A 21,777-nucleotide genomic window follows, 5' to 3' on the forward strand; every position below is an offset into this window, starting at 1 on the left:
CTTACTCCTCACTCTTCTTTGAGACTTTACCATCAGCATCCTTGGTAACTTTCATGCTATGGATGGAAATGTAACCCATTTTTGCGACGACGTTTTCTTGGACTTCGTCACTCATCATGTAATCTAAGAATTGTTTGGTATAGCTATCCGGTTTTCCCTTGGTATACATATGTTCGTAGGACCAAATCGGCCAATCGTTAGTTGCAACATTTTCAGCTTTGGGTTCAAATCCATTTAACTTCAATGTTTTAACAGAATCATCAAGGTAAGCAAATGATAGGTATGAAATAGCACCTGGTGTCTGAGCAACAATTGACTTAACCATACCGTTAGAATCTTGCTCTTGGGTACGGATTGGGGATTTACCATCCATAATCACTGCATCGAAAGTTGCGCGTGATCCTGAGCTAGCTGCACGGTTAATAATAGTAATCTCTAGGTCTTTACCACCAAGCTGTTTCCAGTTTGTGATTTCACCAGTGAAAATCTTACGCAGTTGTTCTGTTGTCAAGTTATCTACAGAGACTTCTTTGTTTGTAATAACTGCAATCCCAGCAACGGCAACTTGAAAGTCAACAAGCTTACTAGCATCAATTCCCGATTTTTCCTCGGCAAAAAGGTCACTGTTACCAATTTGAACGGCACCGGATTGTACTTGAGAAAGTCCAGTACCAGAACCGCCTCCCTGAACGTTAACGATATTGTCAGGGTTCTTTTCAGCGAAGCCATCTGCTGCCGCCTCCACTAGGGGTTGAAGGGCCGTAGAACCAACTGCTGTAATGGACTGGCCACGGTCAATCCAAGAGGCACAGCCAGTTAAAACCAGCATGGCCATTGCCAGTGACAGAATCACTGCAAGGACTTTTGTTTTTTTCATTTTTGTCCTCCGACATTTTGTAACATAAGTAAGAAAGTGTCTCATAGATATGCTGTTAAAAGACACCTATCTAATTATAACAAGTATAGGATAACTAAGTCATATTAAAGTTTGGTTACAGGTTCTTAAATGTGAAATCTTAATCCTTTAGGATAGTAGTTTTTAACCGTATTTCCAACAACTTTAGCAAACCCAAAACCATTGCCGTCCACTAAAAGCTGATACCAACCGTTAGGATGAGTTTGATCTAGAGTAACCACATTACCAGAAACGTATTGGGCAAACTGGTCTTGACTTAGCTCTATACTTGAAACAACTTCATCAGATGTTAAAGCAATTCCAAGAGCAAAACTTGGTTCGAAACGTTTTTTCTTGAAGACACCAAGATGCAAACCGTTACGAGCGATTTTAACTTTAGAAAGGTCTGGGAGCCCTTTTGGAAGCAGGTAGAGATTGTCCCCAAAAACTTGCAGCAAACCATCCAGTCTAGTTTTAAGGTGTTTTTTTGCAAAATCTTCCCAAAGTTGCTTCTGCTCCTTGTTTAGGTTAGATTTTCCCTCTTTGATACGTGTTTGCTCAGGCACGCGCTTATCCTGGAATTTTGCCACAAACTGGCCTTCACCTTTGAAATGGTGTGGATACATTCGAGCTGTTTCTGGAAAATCAATTCCATCACTCATGCCATTCAATTTAGGGATTGCCACCAATTCAAGATCAGGATTATTTTCTAAAATCCAAGTAACAACACCTTCATTTTCCTCAGGAGACCATGTGCAGGTTGAGTAGATCAATTGTCCACCAGGAGCGAGCATTTTCAAACCGTCTGATAAGATGTCCTTCTGTAATTGTGCCAGTTCACTAGGATACTCCTTATGCCAATATTGGATTGCATCAGGATCCTTACGAAACATTCCTTCTCCAGAACATGGTCCATCAAAGACAATCGTATCAAAATAATTTTTGAAAACTTTGGCTAGTTTATCAGCTGACGTGTTTGTCACAATAACATTTCTCGCTCCAAAACGCTCAATGTTTTCAACCAGAATTTTGCTACGCTTTGGATTGATTTCATTGCTGACCAGCAGTCCTGTATTATCTAGGTAACTAAGAAGATGAGTAGACTTTCCGCCTGGAGCAGCTGCCAAGTCTAAGACACGACTTCCCTTGGATGGTGCTGCCACTTGAGCAACCATTTGAGCAGCTGGTTCCTGAGAATAAACCAAACCAGTTGCATGGTCGGCAGATTTTCCGGAAATTTTACCGTAATGGCCCCAAGGTGTTTCAGGGATAGCATCAGGAAAGTCCTTCTGTTGCTTTTTAAGAGGGTTGGTACGGTAGGCGGATACGGCTTCTTGATCAAAAGATGCAAAGAAGTCCTTCGCTTCATCTCCAAGGAGCTTATTATATTTTTCTATAAAGTCTAATGGAAATTGCATAGTTTCCTTTCTATCAAAAAACTGGACTAACCAAGAGAACTTGCTGTTCTGATTTGTCCAGTATGGTTTTATGTTTCAAATTAATTTTCTGAGCCCATAATATGCTTGATTTCTTCAAGTCTGTCTTTAGGGACAAGCATCACAGCTTGACGACTAGAATAATCCAGTGGTTCTCCAGTAATGGTCTCAAGGTGATAACCCAATTTTTCTCCCATAATACTTGCTGCGGCATAGTCCCATGGGTAAATAACTGAAAAGTAAGCTAAAATTTGGCCAGATAGGACTTTTGACATGCTTAAACCGGCACCACCGTAGACACGAACACCCAAGGTCTTATCAATAAGGTCTTTTAAGCCATGAAAATTTTTAGCGTACATGGCTCCATTGCTAGCGACTAGGCAACGGTCTAATGGTCGACTTTTATAGGCTGGAAGCAATTTGTCATTACAATACACATCAAACTGGCCACCACCATAGAAAAGTTGATCAGCCATGACGTTATAAATGAGACCAAATTTTCCTTGTCCCTCTTCATAGTAGGCAATCATCACACAAAAATTATCTTGTTGGACAATAAAATTGACCGTTCCATCAATAGGATCCAAGACCCAGACATTTCCATCTTTGATATTATGCACCAAGCCATTTTCTTCAGCGAAAATATTGTCTGAAGGGAAGGCAGATTTAATACGTGCCACGAGTAAATCTTGTGTTTGTTTGTCAATATTAGTGACTAAATCATCAAAAGCCGTCTTTTCTTCGACCGTAATTGTTTTACTTAAACTTTCTTTGATAAAAGCACCAGCTTCTTTGATGATTTCTTTGGCGAAAATCAGTTTATTTTCCAAGTGATACAAATCCTTTATCTTTTGCTTTAGCAGCTTTGACAGCTTGATAGGTTGAAAAACCGCTAGCTTCTTCAAAGGCCTTGTCTAGTTGCTTTTCAGGCGCTTTGCCTGGGACAACAGTTTTAAATACCTTATAGGCTTGCAAGAGTTGGTCACGGTCAACCTTGCTCTCGTATGCTTTTTCTACCTGACTCAAAAAATGAAGCACTGTGGTAATTTCCTCAGTGCTCCATGATGGATCGAGTGGGTAGGAATAATTTCCTTTAGTCATTGTTACCCTCAATTTCAGCTCGAATGGTCGCTTGACGCAATTCTTGCTTTCTATAATCACGAGGCAAAAAGGCACGAATTTCATCTTCGTTGAAACCGATTTGCATGCGTTTGTTGTCCATAATGATAGGTCGACGAAGAAGATTTGGATATTCAGAAATCAATTGAATGAGTTCCTTGATGGTCAAATCATCCACATCGATATTCAGCTTCTGAAAGACTTTTGAACGGGTTGAAATGATATCTTCAGTACCGTTTTCCGTGTAAGACAAAATCTTCATCAACTCATCGTGAGTTAATGGGCTCGTGATAATATTGTGTTCGTCAAAAGCAACTTCATGATTGGTCAACCAGGCTCGTGCTTTCCTACAGCTGGTGCAGCTAGGTGATAAAAATAAAGTTACCATGCAAACACCCCTTTCACTTTAACATTCCTAATCATTATACATTATTTGATTAGTTTTGGCTACGCTTTCTTAAAATTTTTCCGCGATTTTTTTATCGGCCTCCAGTTGAGCGCAAAGTTCCTCTATATTATTGAACTTAATCATATCACGGATATAATCTAGCCAAAAAACTTCGATTGTTTTTCCATAAATATCGCCTTCGAAATCAAAGATATTGGCTTCAAGGCGGAGTTCTGTTCCCCCAAAGGTAACGTTTTTACCTAGGCTAGTCATGGAACGATAGCGTTTACCATCAATCACCACATCAGCAACATAGACGCCATCAGCAGGGAGAAAAGTTCTGTCGATTGGTGCTAAATTAGCAGTTGGAAAACCAATGGTACGCCCACGGGCATCACCATGTACCACGATGCCACGTGTCGAGAATTCGTGGCCAAGAAGTTTATTGGCTTCTTTAACATTACCTTCTCGTATTAATTGACGTACACGTGTTGACGAAATCTTTTCACCATCGCTTTGTTGTTCCTCAATAACATGAACATTACCAGAAAAATTACGGGCTAGATAGTCCACATCTGTTCGATGATGTCCAAACTTGTAATCAAAGCCCACAACAACCTCTTGAGCTTTTAAACGCTTAATATGGCGGGCAATGAAATCATCTGAACTCGTTCGGGCAAAATCACTATTGAAATCTGTTAAGTAAAGCTGATCTGTTCCATAGGCTTCAAAAAGATCACAGCGTCTCTTGGGTGCTGTGATATGAAGGAGGAGATCATCCGTATACCTTTGAAAAGTCAATTGAGGACTCTCATTAAAGGTAAGGACAGCTACTTCAAGCTGTTTTTCATCAGCAATCTGGCGCGCCTTATCAAAAAGGACCTTATGACCACGGTGAAGAGCATCGAAATACCCTAAGACAAGAACCGTTTCCTTTTCCTGATGGATATCTTTATAATCATTAATAGAAGTTACTTTCATTGACTTAATACTTTTCTAGGTTTATAAACTTGATTTCGCTTTTCCATGATGGCTAGAACCTTGTCTCCTATAAAGGCCGCAACTAAGGGTTCTTGGCTATCGATAGTAATAAAGCGACCAAATGAAATTTCTTTAGCATCATCCTCAGTGACTTGAACAGCTGGTAGGTCCTGAACACCAAATTCGATGGGAAGGAGGAAGGAAGTATCCCCCGCTTCTATCATTTCTGAAATTTGTGAGAGTGTTAGTGCCTTATCTAAGGTTAGACCAGCTGAGGCTGTTCGACGAAGAGCAGACATATGACTCGCGTATCCGAGTTTAGCACCCAAATCGACAGATAAAGTACGGACATAAGTCCCCTTGCTACAAGCAACACGGAAGGTGAATTTTGCGGTATTGTTTTCCAATTCAATAGGAGAGGTACGGACAAATTCGGAAATTGTCACTTGACGTTGTGGACGCTCTACTTCTTCTCCAGCGCGTGCGTACTCATAAAGTTTCTTTCCGTTGACCTTAACCGCTGAATACATAGGAGGAATTTGTGTGATTTCTCCCTCAAAACTAGCCATTGCCATATCGACGGTTTCTTCATCTAACTCTGTAACTGGAGTTGTTTGAACGACATCTCCACTAGTATCCTCGGTAGTTGTCGAAAATCCAATGGTGATTTCGCCTTCATAGACTTTACCTGCTTCTGTCATGTATTCAATAACACGAGTAGCTTTTCCAACCGCTATAGGTAGAACACCAGTAACATCTGGATCAAGAGTTCCGCCGTGCCCAATTTTTTTCTCATGTAATATTTTGCGTAGTTTAAAAACAGCATCATGACTGGTCATCCCAGCCTCTTTTTTTAGATTAATAATTCCTGAAATCATACTTTTAATTATATCAAAAGCAATCCTAAAGAGCTAGGTAGAAACATAAAGAGGCAGAGAGCAAAGTCTCAAACCTCTTAAGTATTATAGTCATAAGCAATCGCAGGCCTGCTAGCTTTTTTAATCGATATCTCTATTAAGGTCGCTTTCCAATTCAAAGAAAGGCTGAATATCCTGCACATATTCTAGGACACCCTGAAAGTCTCCCTTGTCATCTCTAACAGCTGCATAGGTAACATAAACGAATTTCCCTAAACGTTCAGATTTGAACCACATTGGAACTTGGTCACGCTCCCCACTCTTCAGTAATTCAAAGATTTTCTTGACCTTATCAAGCACTTTTGGCGGATGACAAAGTTCAACGTTTCGTCCAATTTGGCTAGGTGTTCGTTTAAAAACCATTTCATTGGCGGGAACATTATCATTATAGTACTGGAAAATATCGTCTTTATTGACGAAAGTGATTTCCAAAGGAAGATGGTTGAGAATGAGATTGGCCTGCTCCACAGAAAGATAACCATTGCCAAAAGGCTGAGTCGTTTCTCTATCTACGACAGTTTCAGTTTTTGGTTTTGGAGTGAAGCTGATGGTGAACTGCCCTTCGGGAGTGTCAATAATTCGGGTATTGTCCAGATGTTCGTCACTACTTAGTTCAGATTGTTCTTGCGATGTATCAGCATTTACCTCCTCAAAACGCTCACGCTTAGGTTTCCAGACAGCTGTAGGTTTTATTATTGCATAGCCATAGGCATCGCTTTCTTCGGCAATCGAAAGCCAATCGTCTTGCGTGAAGGTTTCAAGCAGAATCATAAGTAAGATAGCCTCTTCTTTGAAAATCATGGCTTCAAACTCTTCTGAGAATGCTTCGAAAGACTTTGAAAATTCTTCTAAATCAGCCTCTGGAAGTTCTTTTAGTTTAGCTTCTGCCGCTCTAAAAAGTTTTCGGATGTCATCGTCTACTCCCCACATCACTTTTGGAGGGGAGTCATGGCCGTAACGCTCCATTATTGGAAAGAAAAGCTTTTCTTTACGCGTATAATGATTATGGAATTGACCAAGTAGAGTCATCTGATGCTTCAGTCCATTGAACAGGTCAGATTTAAAATCTTCATTTTCAGGCTTACTAATATTTTCTATGATACGTCGGATACGGAGAATAGCTGAACGTAGGGCTAAATTCTCTTGTTTAAACACATAAACAGGGTGGCCCTCTTGATCAGCGTCTGCCACTTCCACATCTGCAATAGCACCTTTAAAGAGGTTAGCGTGGACATTACAGAGGCTCATTACGTCTTCAAAGGTAACCCCATCTTCTGATGACATCAATTCATGCTCCATCATAGAGATTTCGAGGGCTGATACTCCCTTGAAGTGTTGATTGAAGCGCTCTTGAACACTCTCAGGACTGGCTCCATGGTGCAAATCTAGTAGAATTTCTTTGAGTATTTGAATACGATTATCTTCCATATCAGTCACCAATTACGTCATAACCATTGAACAGCAAGGTTTGCTTAATTTTTTCTAAGGGAATATTTGCTAACTTAGATCCAGCCTTTAGACTTGTTACCTTACCGACAGTATTTAGCATAGCTGGGTTAGACAAGGGCTTGAAACCGAGATCAATCAGTAATTCCTTAACCTCTGGATGCTCTTTAATGATTGTTGCAACAGGTTGTGATAAATCTATAGTGTTGGTAGTCATAATGACCTCCTAAAAACATATTTACTACTTCCATTATACACGAGAATAATGAAAAAAAACCAACAAATCTTAGTTTGCTGGCTTTTGATTAATTTCCAAATAGAGCTTCTGTGACATTATGCTGGATATTTTTCCACTCCTGCTCTGCCCTCACCATCTTACGGTGGTAATCAGCACGCCCACGCAAGTAGGCAGCAATTTGATAATCTTGCTTCACAATTGGTATCTCAGGAATTTTGATGTCTAAGAGGTCAGCCGTCGATAAATTTAGGACAGCCTTTCCCTTATCAGCATAGTCTAAATAGGCACGACCAATCTCTGTCTCAAGGAAAAACTTGATGTAGAAACCACGGAGTTTTTCCTTAGGTCGTAATACTGTGATATTTGATGAGGCGACAACTTCTCGCTTGCCCTGATCTTCGAAAACAGCAACTTTTTGTACAGTTCCCTTAGAAGCAATAAGAACATCTCCATCTTCTAAGAGAAATCGTAAAAGTTTACGGCGTTCCTCAGAAAACGTTTTAAGGTCATCGTAGGCAATGCCGTTGGGTGTCATATCCGATAGATTAATGACAGCGAATTCGCCAGGTTCTGCCTTAGCAGGGACAGCTTTTCCTTTAAATTGATCGACAACATCGCCTAAACGAACAAGTTTGTCTGTATTAGCTTCGTAATCGATAATCAGTTGAGGTCTTTCTTTTTCAGACATTGAATCTCCTTTTTATATTTTACTATCCATATTGAGTATTGCTATACAATAATAGCAAGAAGCTAATACTTTTGCAAGTAAAAACTGTAAGAAAGGCAAAATAAAAAAGAGACCGGAGCCTCATTTTATAAGCTTTTAACCGCTGCTACTGCTGCTTCATAGTTTGGATCAGTATTGATATTGTCCAAATATTCGACATAAGTAATCTTATTGTCAGCATCTGCCACTAAAACTGCACGTGCTAACAAGTGCCATTCTTCAATGAGGACACCATAATCTTTACCGAAACTATTATCATAGTAGTCAGAAAGCATGATGGCATTTTCAAGTCCTTCAGCACCACACCAACGAGCTTGTGCAAATGGTAGGTCCACTGAAATAGTAATAACTACTGTATCGTCTAATTCTGACAATTCCTTATTAAAGGTACGTGTTTGAGTTGAACAGATTCCAGTATCGATTGATGGAACGATAGAGATAACTTTTTTCTTTCCATCGAATTCTGAAAGTGATTTTTTCGTCAAATCTGTTGTGGTCAAGTTAAAGTCACGCAAGGTATCTCCAACTTGAAGTTGTTTGTCTTCTGCTACTGTAACTAGTTTTCCAATAAATGTTGGCATGTTAGTCCTCCAATACTTTTTTAACTATTGTACTGTAAATATAGCAATAAGCCTAAGCATTTGTTTAGAATTTTTCAAACAGTAGTCTAATTTTTTCAGCAATAACTGCATTAATTGCAGGAATAACCTCATCCGCAAAGTTTTTTAGGTAGGGATAATCACCAATTTGCACTCCATATATAGCATTTTTGAAAAGAGAAATATCATTTTGATCATTTCCAAAAGCTACAAAGTCTTTACCAAAGTGGTTTAAAACAGTACTAGCCTTGGTCACACCTTTAGGATTAATGTAAAGACACCTTTCGATATCATGATAACTAAGGTCTAAACCTTCCAGTTTGTTTAGATTAAAGATAAGGTCTTCACGTATATCTTCATGCTCTACAAGTGGAATAACAACTTTGATAGGCTCATTAAGTTCATGAACAGGCAAAATCCTTGCTTTGTTTAATGGATCAACATTTGAAAGAAAAGGGATTTGCTCAGGATTTTGAATAGCATAATTAAAGGTATCATCAATAAAATAAGGGAGATTATAAGTATCACAGTAGCTAACAATCGTTCTTAGAGCAGGAGAAGGTATTGTGTATTGTGATACTAAGTGTTCATCTTGGAAGACTTCACCACCGTTTAAGCCAACTACTGTCAGCTTTCTCAATTCTCCCTCTAAAATACTAAGACAGTCTCTGTAAGAGCGTGCTGTTGCAAAAATAATTTCATGACCGTATTTTGGTGCAGTTAAAAGAACCTTTTGTAGGTCTTTTGACATGGTCATACCATCAAAACATAGGGTTCCATCCAAATCAAAAACAAATTTCATAGGGTTAGTATAACAAAAAACCAGCTAAAGAGCTGGTTAAATTATTTAGTATCGAAATACTTAAATTTTATCAAGGGCTAGTTTTAAATCTTCAATCAAATCATCTGCGTTTTCCAAACCAACTGAGATACGAATTTGATTTGGAGTGACACCACAAGCTAGTAAATCAGCTTCTGCCAATTGTTGGTGAGTTGTTGTTGCAGGGTGCACCACCAAAGATTTTGCATCAGCAACGTTGGCTAAATCTGAGAAGATTTCAAGATTATCAATTACGGTACGTGCTTCGTCTTGTCCACCTTTAACATGGAAAGTGAAAATAGAGCCTGTTCCTTTAGGGAAGTATTTTTGTGCCAAATCATAGTAAGGACTTGATGGTAATCCAGGATAGTTAACTTTTTCAACTTTTGGATGATTTTCCAAAAAGTCTACGATTTTTTTAGTATTTTCGACGTGGCGTTCGACACGAAGTGAAAGTGTTTCAAGTCCTTGCAAGAGCAAGAAAGCATTGAAAGGTGCCAAGGCAGCCCCTGTGTCACGCAAAAGTTGTGTACGAAGGGCAGTTACAAATGCTGCTGGACCAACATCACGCGTATAGCTGATATTGTGGTAAGATGGGTCCTCGTCAACCAACTGTGGGAATTTGCCTGAAGCTTCCCAGTCAAATTTACCAGAATCGACGATAAGACCTCCAATAGTTGTTCCATGTCCACCGATAAACTTAGTTGCAGAATGAACCACGATATCTACACCATGGGAGATAACATTGATGAGATATGGAGTTCCAAAAGTATTGTCAGCAACCAATGGAATCTTATGACTGTGAGCAATCTCAGCAATTTTTTCAAAATCAGGAATATTGATAAGCGGATTTCCCAAAGACTCAATCAAGACAAGCTTGGTATTATCTTTGATAGCAGCTTCAATTTCTTCAGGATTGTCAACATCTACAAAAGTTGTTGTGATACCATAGCGTGGAAGAGTTTCTTTTAAGAGATTGAATGTCCCACCATAGAGGGTTGTCGCGGCAACAACATGATCGCCAGCATGTGCCAAACCAAGGATAGCATAGGTGATTGCAGCCATACCTGATGCTGTAGCCAAGGCCCCAACACCCCCTTCGAGGGCTGCAATACGTTCTTCAAGTACTGCTACTGTTGGATTGGTAATACGTGTGTAAATATTACCAGGCTTTCTAAGGGCAAAGAGATCTTCACCTTCTTGAGCGTCGTCAAAAACATATGAAGTGGTTTGGTAAATTGGAACAGCACGTGATTTTGTTTCCTTGTCAGGTGTTTGTCCAGCGTGTAATTGTAAGGTTTCAAATGAAAATTCTCGTGACATATGGGTGTCCTCCAAAACAAAAGTTGCCTTCATTCTACACCCAGAAAAGCTAGCTGTCTAATAGAAATTTTTTATCAATGTGATAGGGAGGGCTTATAAAAAGGACCTTTCGGCCCCTTTCTATTTCTTCTTAATAGGTGCTACGCTTGCCAAAACTTTTTTTAGTCCAACTTCTGGGAATTTTATCTTAAGTTCTTGTGTCTTGCCACTTCCAGTTACTTCTAAGACAGTACCATCTCCCCACTTCTTGTGGTGAGCAATATCTCCAATTTCCCAGTCTGTTGCTGTGTTGCCAGAGTTTGACGTTTTTCCGAACGGTAGCCCTCCAGTAGCTTTTGAAAATGGCTGAGCAGCAGTAGCTCTTTCAGGTTGTGCATTGGCTTTTCTGGTCTGAAGCGCTTGTTGTAAACTCATGCCCTGACCAAATTGTGTAGGCTCTTCCTTTGTAAAACGAACACCAAATGATGAATTGGCTGGACGTGCTAGACCTTGATATTGTAATAAATCATCTGAAATTTCACGTAAGAAACGGCTAGGACGATTATAGCTAGTCTTACCAAAAAGCGTACGCGTATTAGCGTTGGTAAGGAAAAGAATCTCTTCCGCCCGAGTGATACCTACGTAAGCCAAACGACGCTCTTCTTCGAGTTCATCTGGCTCTTCTGAGGCACGTGACAAAGGGAAAACTCCCTCTTCCATACCAATTAGGAAGACAACTGGGAATTCAAGCCCTTTGGCAGCATGGAGAGTCATCAAGGTTACCTCTGCTGCTTCCATATCACCATCGTCCGTATCAGCAATTAAAGCTAAATCGTTTAAGAAACGGCCTAAACGGTCAATTCCTGTCTCGTCTTCCGTACCATCGGTGTTGGTTTCGTCAAAATTCTTAGTAACAGACATGAATTCTTCGATATTTTCAATGCGCGCTTGACTTTCAAGTGTTTGTTGCATCGAAAGAGCATCCAGATAACCAGACTTATCCAAAACAGCCTCTACAGCTTCAGTGATACTTAGTCCATCTAGCTTATCACGTAGGTTCAGAATCATGTTAGCAAAATCGTAAACGCCCTGAGCTGCTTTCCCCTTAATCGGTGATAACATAATATTAGCTGAAGCATCTAGGAGACTCATGTTTTGCTCATAGGCAAAGGTACGAATCTTTTCTAGTGTCCCAGGTCCAACTCCACGTTTAGGTTCATTAACGACACGTTCAAAGCTAATATTATCAGCAGGATTGGCAATTAAGTTCAAGTAAGAAATGGCATCACGAATTTCTTTACGGCTATAGAACCTGGTTCCTCCAACCATGGTATAAGGAATATTAGACTTGAGTAAAGCTTCTTCAATGGTACGAGACTGAGCATTGGTACGGTAAAGTACAGCGAAATCCTTGAAGTTCTTACCTTCTTCACGAATAATGTTATCAATAGTTGAAGCAACAAAAACAGCTTCATCACGCTCGTCATTAGCACGGTAATAAACAATTTGTTCACCGTCATCATTTTGAGTCCAAAGTTTCTTAGGACGGCGGTTACGGTTGTTCTTGATAACTTCGTTGGCTGCTTGGAGAATTTTCTTGGTTGAACGGTAGTTTTCCTCCAAGAGGACAACCTTAGCTTCGGGATAGTCCTTCTCAAAATCAAGGATGTTCTGCATGTCAGCCCCACGCCAACCGTAGATTGATTGGTCAGCATCACCCACGACACAGATATTCTTGAAGCGAGATACTAAGAGTTTTACCAACTGATACTGAGCATGGTTGGTATCTTGATATTCATCCACGTGAATATACTGATAACGCTGCTGATAATAAGCGAGCACATCGGGATTTTTGTCAAAGAGACGCAGAGTCATCATAATCAAATCGTCGAAATCCATGGCTTCACTACGACGGAGCTCTTCCTGATAGGCTTTGTAACATTTAGCAACGATTTGAGTATACATGTCACCAGCTTGGTGCTCATAAGCCACTTCATCCAAGAGGTCATTTTTTGCGTTGGAAATCGTCCCTAAGATGGCACGTTCATTCCACTTCTTAGGATCAAGATTAAGATTCTTGAGAATACGTTTCATCAAAGTACGTTGTTCACCAGGATCCACGATAGTAAAGTTTCGATTGTAGCCAATATGGTCCGCTTCACGACGAAGGATTCGCACGCACATACTATGGAAGGTCGCAATCAATGTTTCTGAAGTTGCTGGGTTTAAAGCCATAGCACGCTCACGCATCTCACGAGCTGCCTTATTGGTAAAGGTAATGGCCAAAATATTCCAAGGATTGATCATTTTTTCGTCGATAAGGTAGGCAATGCGGTGGGTAAGTACACGTGTCTTCCCTGATCCTGCACCAGCCATAATCAATAAAGGACCTTCAGTCGTTTGGACGGCTTCAGCCTGTTTGTCATTCATACCAGTTAATAATGGGTTCATCATATTCTCCATTCTCAAAAATAAGCTCTACTATTTTATCATTTTTTGGATGAAAATGCAGAGTCTATTCATAATGAGTGTGAAATAACTTTAGCAAATAATCGTTTGTTTTTATTGGGAGGTTGTTTGCTTAAAATGATTGTTATTCCAAGCTTTTCTAGGTTTTGGTGAAAGGCATTCTTAAGTATAATATTCGGTTTTTTATAGTTTTGATGAAAATTAGTGTTGACACTGTTCGGTTTTTTCGATAAGATAGAACCACAATAAAATAAAAACCGAGTGATGTCATCAGGAAGACTGGTGATTGACGGACTTCTGGAGAGATCTTGAAGCAGCCTTAGCTGTAAACAAGACACCGAAGGGGCAAGGGGTAACAACCGAAACTCTCAGGTAAAAGGACAGAAAGCATCGCAAGTTTTTTACTTGTAGTAATAGCTTTGTATTCTCAGAGGTCTGGTTAAGCCAAACCTCTTTTTTGACGTCTCGGTTAAAGGAGATTGTTACATTCATGTTAGACTTTTTTACTACTATTGATGATTTTGTCTGGGGTCCACCCCTTTTGGTCCTTCTTGTAGGAACTGGGATTTACCTTACGCTTCGTCTTGGACTTTTGCAAGTTCTTCGTCTTCCTAAAGCTTTTAAACTTATCTTTGCTGAAGATAAAGGGGAAGGTGATATTTCTAGTTTTGCAGCCCTTGCGACAGCTCTAGCTGCAACTGTTGGTACAGGTAACATTGTTGGGGTAGCTACAGCCATCAAAACTGGTGGACCTGGTGCCCTTTTCTGGATGTGGATTGCCGCTTTCTTTGGTATGGCAACCAAATATTCCGAAGGTCTTTTGGCTATTAAATTCCGTACACTTGACGACCAAGGTAATGTTTCTGGTGGTCCAATGTATTACATCACACATGGTTTCTCTGGAAAATGGCAAATAATTGCTAAACCTTTGGCCTACTTCTTTGCCTTTGCAGGTGTGCTTGTTGCATGGTTGGGGATTGGTACTTTCTCTCAAGTTAACTCAATCACCGCCTCACTTCAAAACAGCTTTGACTGGTCACCCAAAATCGTAAGTATCTTACTTGCTCTTATAACTGCTGCCATCATTTTTGGTGGTATCCAATCTATCTCTAAAGTTTCTGAAAAGGTCGTACCATTTATGGCTGGACTTTATATCCTAGCAGCTCTTGTGGTTATCTTTACAAACTTTAATCAACTTTTACCAGTTCTTGAAATGGTCTTCCAATCTGCCTTTACTGGTAAAGCAGCCGTTGGTGGTTTTGCTGGTGCAACAGTCATGGTCGCTATGCGTCTTGGTATTGCGCGTGGTGTCTTTTCAAATGAGTCAGGTCTTGGATCTGCTCCTATCGCCGCTGCTGCAGCTAAGACCGAAGAACCTGTTGAACAAGGTTTGATTTCAATGACAGGTACTTTCATTGATACGATTATCATCTGTACACTTACTGGTCTTGCTATCCTTGTAACTGGTCAATGGTCAGGTAGCCTGGAAGGTGCCCCAATGACACAAGCAGCCTTCTCATCTGTTTTTGGCACATTTGGTGAAATTGCCTTAACACTTTCTTTGGTTCTCTTTGCCTTTACTACAATCTTGGGTTGGTCATACTACGGTGAACGTTGTTTCGAATTCATTTTTAAATCAACTAAATTCCTTCCACTCTACCGCCTCATTTTTGTGGTTATGGTTGCTCTTGGTGGTTACCTCACACTTGATGTTGTTTGGAAAATTGCAGATATCGTAAACGGCTTGATGGCATTGCCTAACTTGATTGCCCTCCTAGTCCTTTCACCAATTATTCTCAAAGAGACTAAATCATATTTTGAACGTCATAAATAAGGAAAAGAGCTCAGGCTCTTTTTTCTTGTCTTTATCAGCACCAATCCTTGCGACTACTGCTCTTTTGCGTTACAATGAAATTAAATCATTTTAAAACTTATACAGAAAAAATCCAAAGGAATAACTATGTCAATTACCAAAGAATTTGATACGATTACTGCCATTTCAACGCCCTTAGGTGAAGGTGCTATCGGTATCGTTCGCTTATCTGGAACCGATGCTATCGCCATTGTTAATAAAATTTTTAAAGGAAAAAATCTAGAATCAGTTACTTCACATACTATCAATTACGGCCATATTGTCGAAAATGAGGAAACCATCGATGAAGTCATGGTCAGTGTTATGCGTGCTCCAAAGACCTTTACACGCGAGGATGTCGTGGAGATTAACACTCACGGTGGGGTTGCTGTGACTAATGAAATCCTCCAACTCCTTATTCGTTCTGGAGCTCGTATGGCTGAACCTGGAGAATTTACCAAACGTGCCTTTTTGAATGGTCGTGTGGACTTGACTCAGGCTGAAGCTGTCATGGATTTGATTCGTGCTAAGACTGATAAGGCTATGGCCGTTGCCGTCTCTCAACTTGATGGGTCGCTCAAGGATCTCATTAACAATACTCGTCAAGAAATCCTTAACACCTTGGCTCAAGTCGAAGTGAATATTGATTACCCTGAATATGATGATGTTGAAGAAGTCACCACAGCCCTTGTCCGTGAAAAAACGCAAGAGTTCCAAGCACTTTTAGAAAATCTTCTTGCCACTGCTAAACGAGGAAAAATCCTACGAGAAGGCCTTTCAACGGCAATCATTGGTCGTCCAAATGTCGGAAAATCTAGTCTTCTTAACAATCTCCTACGCGAGGAGAAAGCTATCGTTACGGATATTGAAGGTACTACTCGTGATGTCATTGAAGAATACGTTAATATCAAAGGTGTTCCACTTAAGTTAATCGATACCGCTGGTATTCGAGACACAGATGATGTGGTTGAAAAGATTGGTGTTGAGCGTTCCAAGAAAGCTCTCGAAGAGGCTGACCTGGTTCTCCTTGTGCTTAATAGCTCCGAACCGTTAACAGAGCAAGACCGTACATTACTAGAAATCAGTCAAAATAGCAATCGCATCATTCTTCTAAATAAGACAGACCTACCACAAGCAATCCAAATGGAAGAGCTTCCCGAAGATGTCATTCCAATTTCAGTCCTCAAGAATGAAAATATTGACAAAATCGAAGATCGCATCAATCAGCTCTTCTTTGATAATGCTGGCCTAGTGGAGAAAGATGCTACTTATCTCTCAAATGCTCGTCACATTTCACTCATTGAAAAAGCTCTCGAAAGTCTTGAAGCAGTCAATCAAGGTCTTGAATTAGGCATGCCTGTTGACCTCTTACAGGTTGATATGACACGTACCTGGGAAGTTTTAGGAGAAATTACTGGTGACGCCGCCCCGGATGAACTCATTACACAACTCTTTAGTCAGTTCTGTCTAGGAAAATAAACATAACTAAATTTATGTAAAAAGGATGCTTAGTCATCTTTTTATTTTGCATACATAACTACAGAAATAAAATTATGTAAATAAAAAACTACCAATACTATAAGATGATTGACTCATGCTTTTTAAGAAAGAAAATGCTATCATGGTATTATCCTATGATTTTGAAAGGTTAATCATGAGTCAAGCAGCTACTGATACTGATTTTAAACATTTGATAGATTTTGACGATAACCTGCTTCCGTTTCGATTGACGGAAACCAAGGTCGAAAATGGGCGACCTGATATTCTTTTCCATTGGCATCCTGAGCTTGAGATTCAATATGTTTATGAGGGGACTGCTCGTTATCATATTGATTATGACTATTTTGATAGTCAGGCTGGAGATATCTTTTTAATACGTCCGAATGGCCTTCATTCGATTCACCCCGTAGATAATCAGCCTCATCATACGGACACCCTACATTTTCATTTGGATATGTTGGGGCAGTCGCTGGTGGATCCGCTTAGTCTACGCTACCTACAGCCTTTGCAGAATTCTAATTTCAAGTTTAAACAATGCCTGAGACCGTCAGACGAGGGGTATAGAGAAATTAGAGCTCTCCTCTTTGAGATTTTTAAGATGATTCGTCAGAAAGATCGTCACTATGAACTTCTTCTCAAGTCAAAACTAGAAGAATTAATCTACCTCCTCTACTTCTATCGTTTGGTAGAGCGAAAAACTTCAGATGATCATTATCGTAAAAATGAAAAGATTCGGGAAATCATTGATTACATTAACCAACATTATGCCGAAAATCTCACTATTGAAAAGTTATCAGAGCTTATGGGGTATAGTAAGACTCACTTTATGACGATTTTTAAACAACATACAGGTACCTCTTGTACAGAATTTATCATTCAGGCAAGACTTAATGCTGCTTGCGAGGAGCTTAGTAATAGCGTTAAACCAGTTTTGGAAATTGCTACTAATGTTGGTTTTAATAACCTATCCAATTTCAACCGCCAATTTAAACACTATTACGACCAAACACCAAGCCAGTATCGAAAAACACATAGCAACAAGAAGCAAACAAAAAAGAGTTAGCCAAATGGTTAACTCTTTTTTTATCTGCAAACTTCTTAGTTTTTCTCTTTACCTTTGTGTTTTCCACTAAGTCCAAAGAGAGTTAGCAACATACCAAGTCCAAGGAGACCTGCGTGTGAGCCCTTGTCACCTGTTGTAGGAAGAACTTCAGTTTGAGCAGAAGCTTCTGTCACTTTTTCTGTTTCTTTAAGTGCTTCGCTTCTTGTTGAAATGAAGAATACTTTGCCATTAGGAGTCGTTACTACTTTAGATACCACTGGTTTAGTTGTTTCAAGATCTTTAGCAATAGTTGATGGAGTAACAGGTTCCAAAGGATTAAGTGTAGGGTCTGCTGCATTTTCTTTTTTGTTCAAGGCAGCAAAATCAGCACTTGAAATAGAAATGGTACGTGAGTTTGGATTGATAACTGCATACTTAGAAAGGTCTGCATGTGTCAAGTAATCCGCAAAGACGGTATCCATTGAAGGACCTTCTTCACGAGGACCGCCCAACATTGTGTAGCCATCACCACCAGCAGCCAAGAAGTCATTTGTTACAAGGTAGTAAGTTTCATTAGTGTTGAGTGGTTTATAGGTACCAGTTTCTGGATCAAAAATGTCAATTGACAAGATACGTTTTTCTGCTGGAAGTGTTGTGTCATAATAAACACGAGCTCCTGATACTTGAAGGAAACCGCCAGATGGTTCAAGAAGAGGTTGACCATTTTCATCTAGAACAGTTTTACCACTTTCGTCAACTTGGAGAATAGAACCAAGAGATTTGACAAACATATCATGGATATTTTGACCTGTCACTTGAATTTGAGCAACTGAGTTACCAAATGGAAGAACGGCAATGATATCACCTTTAGTGATTGGTTTGTCTTTGGCAATTGTTTCACGAAGACCACCACCGTTTGTTACGGCAAGGTTAGACTTGTGTGTGAAGGCTGATTGTCCGTAATCTAAGAGAGCATCAGCGACAACATTACCAAGGTTAGTTTCGCGAACACGAACGTCCATACGGTCACCGCTAAGTTTCACTGGACTATTTTCGATAACGACTTTCGAAGAATCTGCCTTGTACTTAGCTTGGATATCATCAATCATAGTTTTAACTGTTGGGTTAACTTGATAATTCTTCTTAGCTTCGTCGTGTGAAATCACGCCATGTGACAAGACACGGTCAGAATTATAAACGACGCGACCAACATTGTTAAGGTAGCTACCAGTCTGGTTGTAAGTAACGTTATCGCCGTATGTTGCTGTGTGGAGAGTGTGTGAGTGACCATCAAGGACAAGAACACGTTTTCCTTTCAGAGGTGCATAGTTAGAAAGAGCTTCTGCCAAAGTTGATCCACGCCATTCAACTGGAGTTGTTGTATCAATCCCCAAGTGACTAAGGACAACATAAGTCTTGTATTCCTTACCTTCGGCACGGGCATTTGATTCCACTTGGTCAACAACAGCCTTAACTTCAGTAATAGGATCAGTGAAAGAGACACCAGGGATATTACGTGGGTGTGTCTTAGTAGCTGTCTCAGGTGTCGTAACACCAATAACGACTACTTCATCTCCATCAACACCAGGTGTTTTGTCAACGATTGTAGATGGTTGGAAAAGACGTACGCCATTTACATATACGTTAGATGTGATGATTGGGAAATTGATTTGTTTACTCAAACGACGCAATTGATCAAGGCCAAAATCAAATTCATGGTTCCCCACTGTCATGGCATCAAAACCAACAGCATTCATGACGCTTGCCATGTCTTCACCCTTAGAACTGTTTGAGATTGGAAGACCTTGGAATGAGTCCCCAGAGTCAAAGACAAGGGTTGTTCCTTTTGAACGAGAATCATTTACGATACCAGACAAAAGGGCATCACCAATAACTCCGTTACGATCATCTTCAACCATACGACCATGAACATCGTTGGTGTGAAGGACAGTTACAGTGTCGTTGCTGGCACTTGTGCTAGCATTTGTCACGACTTCTGTTGTAGGAGTTGCGGCTGCAGTTGCAGTTTCACTTGCAGTAGCAACTGGTGTTTTGCTTGTTTCAGCTGTTGAAGCAGTAACAACTGATGTTGAACTAGCTACTGGTGCTGGAGACTCGCTAGATGCAGTTGTTGCTGCAGTAGATGTCGCATTGGTAGTTGCCTCTGTAGCTACTACTTCAGTGCTTGGTGCTGTAACAGCTGCATGAGTTTCTACCTCGTCAGCTTGGACAGCATTGGCCAAGATGGCAGTTGAGACGAGTAGGGTTGATAGAGTCGTTGCAACGACTGTTTTCTTCTTCATTCCAAATTACCTTTCTGATTGTTAAATCGTTTTTATTATACCACATTTATAAGATTAGAATTAAATAAATTTCAATGTTTTATTAGATAATCAAAAAATTTTTTCAATAATCAATAGGTAGCTAAACGTTTTTCAAGATAGCCTTGAAGTAATTCCAGAGTGAAGCTCAAAGTCCAGTAAATAAGGGCAATTAGGATATACATAGACATGTAGTCATACTCCCGTCCACCGATAATCTTAGCATTTTGGAAAATGTCAGGCACTGTAATCATAGCAGCCAATGAGGAACTCTTTACCATGTCGATAATGACATTACCAAGAGGTGCTACTGCTATACGCATGGCCTGAGGTAAGATAATCCAACGGATAATAGACTTCTGCGGAAGACCAAGAGAGCGAGCGGCTTCCCACTGCCCCTTGTCTACTGCAGCTATGGATGAACGAAAAATCTCTGCCATATAAGCGGCACTGACACATGAGAAACCAATAAAGGCACAAAGAAGGGCAGGTAGCTGAACACCAACATAAGGCAAACCAAAGTAAAGAATGAAGAGCACGACCAACATAGGAACCCCACGCATGATGGAAATATAAATGCGGGATGGATACTTTAACCAAAGCTTTTGAGACATTCGCATAAAGGCAAGGATGATAGCAAAAACATTCCCAACCATAAAGCTTAAAAGCGAGATTCCTAAGGTATAAGGCAGACCTGATAGGACATAAGGAATGCTTTTTAGAATCAGTGAAAAATCAATAATCATAAGTCTAACTTTCTAAACATTTCTTTAGCAAATAAGCGATCCAATTGGATCGCTTATATTATTCAACATCAGAGATATCAATCTCAGTATAGTCAACTTTTGTTTTCTTTGTAACGTCTTGACCAGCAAAGAATTTCTCTGAAATCTTGGTAAGGGTACCATCTTTCTTCATGTCTTTGATGGCTTTGTTGACCTTTTCTTGAAGAGTTTTATTCTTCAATGAGAAGGTAAAGCTTGTTGAGTAAGGGTTACTGTAGATACCGTCGTTGATCTTAACTGGGTACTTGTCTTTGATAGCGGCTACTGCCATCTTTTGCAAATAGTAATCGTTGACGATAACGTCTGTACGCCCATTTACCAAGTCTTGCATGTAAACGTCATTGGTAACATTATCATATACGACGAGTTCAGCACCCATTTTTTTGGCAATCTTCATGTACTTTGTACTTGCAGCACCGGCTGCCTTTTTGCCTTTGAGATCCTTCCATGAAGAGATTCCTGAATTATCCGATTCACGAACGACCATTGAAGTGAAGGAATACTTGTATGGTTCAGAACGCAAGAATTTTTTGACGTTCTTGTTGTCGTCTTCGAGTGAGTAGTTAGCGATATCGACTTGCCCACTATTTACGGCAGTAAGCATGCCATCTACACCCATCTCAGTGAAGTCAATTTTCAACTTAAGACGTTTTCCAACTTCTTTGAGAATCTCAACGTCATAACCAGTCAAATTATTCTTATCATCGTGGTAGGTTTGTGGGTAAAGTGTTCCAGCAGTCGCAACCTTGATGCTACCACGTTTCTCAATCTTTTCCCAGTTCTTCTCACCTGTACTTTGTGACGAGCAGGCAACCAAAAAGACCGCAGCCAAAATTAAGCTAAAAACGGCGAAAAATCTCTTTTTCATCTATGTGTGTCTCCTTGAAAAATTAAGTTAAGTTAAAAAACTTATAATCTAAGCCTACACTATTTGAAAGGG

20 protein-coding genes and 1 riboswitch are annotated in these 21,777 nt (G+C 40.0%); of the genes, 3 read left to right on the top strand and 17 right to left on the bottom strand.

The features are described 5' to 3' along the window. Position 1: 1 nt before the first annotated feature. The 14 genes from BSR19_RS05470 to pcrA form a co-directional block, all read right to left on the bottom strand. Positions 2-877 (bottom strand): phosphate ABC transporter substrate-binding protein PstS family protein, encoded by an 876-nt coding sequence (locus BSR19_RS05470; RefSeq protein ID WP_139724285.1) that lies wholly within the window; start codon positions 875-877, stop codon positions 2-4. 125 nt (positions 878-1,002) lie between these two features. Continuing rightward, positions 1,003-2,313, bottom strand: coding sequence for an RsmF rRNA methyltransferase first C-terminal domain-containing protein (locus BSR19_RS05475; protein ID WP_156246709.1), 1,311 nt, complete (start codon positions 2,311-2,313; stop codon positions 1,003-1,005). A gap of 80 nt (positions 2,314-2,393) precedes the next feature. Then, complete coding sequence (locus BSR19_RS05480; protein WP_084871369.1) at positions 2,394-3,161, bottom strand: inositol monophosphatase family protein; 768 nt, start codon at positions 3,159-3,161, stop codon at positions 2,394-2,396. Then, the gene (locus BSR19_RS05485; protein ID WP_064520841.1) at positions 3,151-3,432 is read right to left on the bottom strand and encodes a UPF0223 family protein; all 282 of its coding nucleotides are present in this window, start codon (positions 3,430-3,432) and stop codon (positions 3,151-3,153) included. Before BSR19_RS05485 ends, BSR19_RS05480 begins: the two co-directional genes overlap by 11 nt. Beyond that, on the bottom strand, positions 3,425-3,838 hold the full coding sequence (locus BSR19_RS05490) for a Spx/MgsR family RNA polymerase-binding regulatory protein (protein WP_004182520.1): 414 nt from the start codon (positions 3,836-3,838) through the stop codon (positions 3,425-3,427). The genes BSR19_RS05485 and BSR19_RS05490 overlap by 8 nt, the downstream gene beginning before the upstream one ends. Before the next feature lie 69 nt (positions 3,839-3,907). After that, positions 3,908-4,819: a bifunctional riboflavin kinase/FAD synthetase gene (locus BSR19_RS05495; protein ID WP_156246710.1), complete on the bottom strand. Its 912-nt coding sequence runs from the start codon at positions 4,817-4,819 to the stop codon at positions 3,908-3,910. Beyond that, the gene (gene truB / locus BSR19_RS05500; RefSeq protein ID WP_156246711.1) at positions 4,816-5,697 is read right to left on the bottom strand and encodes a tRNA pseudouridine(55) synthase TruB; all 882 of its coding nucleotides are present in this window, start codon (positions 5,695-5,697) and stop codon (positions 4,816-4,818) included. Before truB ends, BSR19_RS05495 begins: the two co-directional genes overlap by 4 nt. 120 nt (positions 5,698-5,817) lie before the next feature. Further along, positions 5,818-7,164, bottom strand: coding sequence for a DUF438 domain-containing protein (locus BSR19_RS05505; protein WP_084914520.1), 1,347 nt, complete (start codon positions 7,162-7,164; stop codon positions 5,818-5,820). Position 7,165: 1 nt separating this feature from the next. After that, positions 7,166-7,399: a DUF1858 domain-containing protein gene (locus tag BSR19_RS05510; RefSeq protein ID WP_002890969.1), complete on the bottom strand. Its 234-nt coding sequence runs from the start codon at positions 7,397-7,399 to the stop codon at positions 7,166-7,168. An 88-nt stretch (positions 7,400-7,487) separates the two neighbouring features. Further along, positions 7,488-8,108 carry a restriction endonuclease subunit S gene (locus tag BSR19_RS05515; RefSeq protein WP_156246712.1) on the bottom strand — a complete coding sequence of 207 codons (621 nt, stop codon included), beginning with the start codon at positions 8,106-8,108 and terminating at the stop codon, positions 7,488-7,490. Between the two features lie 125 nt (positions 8,109-8,233). Further along, positions 8,234-8,728, bottom strand: coding sequence for a thiol peroxidase (tpx, locus tag BSR19_RS05520; RefSeq protein ID WP_002890971.1), 495 nt, complete (start codon positions 8,726-8,728; stop codon positions 8,234-8,236). Between the two features lie 64 nt (positions 8,729-8,792). After that, on the bottom strand, positions 8,793-9,548 hold the full coding sequence (locus tag BSR19_RS05525) for an HAD hydrolase family protein (RefSeq protein ID WP_156246713.1): 756 nt from the start codon (positions 9,546-9,548) through the stop codon (positions 8,793-8,795). Positions 9,549-9,608: 60 nt separating this feature from the next. Next, positions 9,609-10,889, bottom strand: coding sequence for an O-acetylhomoserine aminocarboxypropyltransferase/cysteine synthase family protein (locus BSR19_RS05530; RefSeq protein ID WP_156246714.1), 1,281 nt, complete (start codon positions 10,887-10,889; stop codon positions 9,609-9,611). A gap of 120 nt (positions 10,890-11,009) precedes the next feature. Next, positions 11,010-13,319, bottom strand: coding sequence for a DNA helicase PcrA (gene pcrA, locus BSR19_RS05535; protein WP_156247082.1), 2,310 nt, complete (start codon positions 13,317-13,319; stop codon positions 11,010-11,012). 305 nt (positions 13,320-13,624) lie between these two features. Continuing rightward, a riboswitch (glycine riboswitch) is annotated at positions 13,625-13,731 on the top strand. A 96-nt stretch (positions 13,732-13,827) separates the two neighbouring features. Between pcrA and BSR19_RS05540 the strand changes: the two genes are divergently transcribed. From BSR19_RS05540 to BSR19_RS05550, 3 genes are all read left to right on the top strand, one after another. Then, entirely contained in the window at positions 13,828-15,171 is a 1,344-nt protein-coding gene (locus BSR19_RS05540) for an alanine/glycine:cation symporter family protein (RefSeq protein ID WP_156246715.1), read from the top strand. Positions 15,172-15,297: 126 nt separating this feature from the next. Then, positions 15,298-16,668 carry a tRNA uridine-5-carboxymethylaminomethyl(34) synthesis GTPase MnmE gene (gene mnmE, locus BSR19_RS05545; protein WP_156246716.1) on the top strand — a complete coding sequence of 457 codons (1,371 nt, stop codon included), beginning with the start codon at positions 15,298-15,300 and terminating at the stop codon, positions 16,666-16,668. A 142-nt stretch (positions 16,669-16,810) separates the two neighbouring features. Next, the gene (locus BSR19_RS05550) at positions 16,811-17,752 is read left to right on the top strand and encodes an AraC family transcriptional regulator (protein ID WP_156247083.1); all 942 of its coding nucleotides are present in this window, start codon (positions 16,811-16,813) and stop codon (positions 17,750-17,752) included. A gap of 35 nt (positions 17,753-17,787) precedes the next feature. Here BSR19_RS05550 and nt5e read toward each other — a convergent pair whose 3' ends face one another. From nt5e to BSR19_RS05565, 3 genes are all read right to left on the bottom strand, one after another. After that, complete coding sequence (nt5e, locus tag BSR19_RS05555) at positions 17,788-20,034, bottom strand: cell surface ecto-5'-nucleotidase Nt5e (protein WP_156246717.1); 2,247 nt, start codon at positions 20,032-20,034, stop codon at positions 17,788-17,790. Between the two features lie 110 nt (positions 20,035-20,144). Further along, the gene (locus tag BSR19_RS05560; RefSeq protein WP_156246718.1) at positions 20,145-20,798 is read right to left on the bottom strand and encodes an amino acid ABC transporter permease; all 654 of its coding nucleotides are present in this window, start codon (positions 20,796-20,798) and stop codon (positions 20,145-20,147) included. A 58-nt stretch (positions 20,799-20,856) separates the two neighbouring features. Further along, positions 20,857-21,705 (bottom strand): transporter substrate-binding domain-containing protein, encoded by an 849-nt coding sequence (locus tag BSR19_RS05565; RefSeq protein WP_049553698.1) that lies wholly within the window; start codon positions 21,703-21,705, stop codon positions 20,857-20,859. Positions 21,706-21,777: the final 72 nt, after the last annotated feature.

The sequence above is a fragment of the Streptococcus salivarius genome, from assembly GCF_009738225.1.
In the GTDB taxonomy this organism is placed as follows: Bacteria; Bacillota; Bacilli; order Lactobacillales; family Streptococcaceae; genus Streptococcus.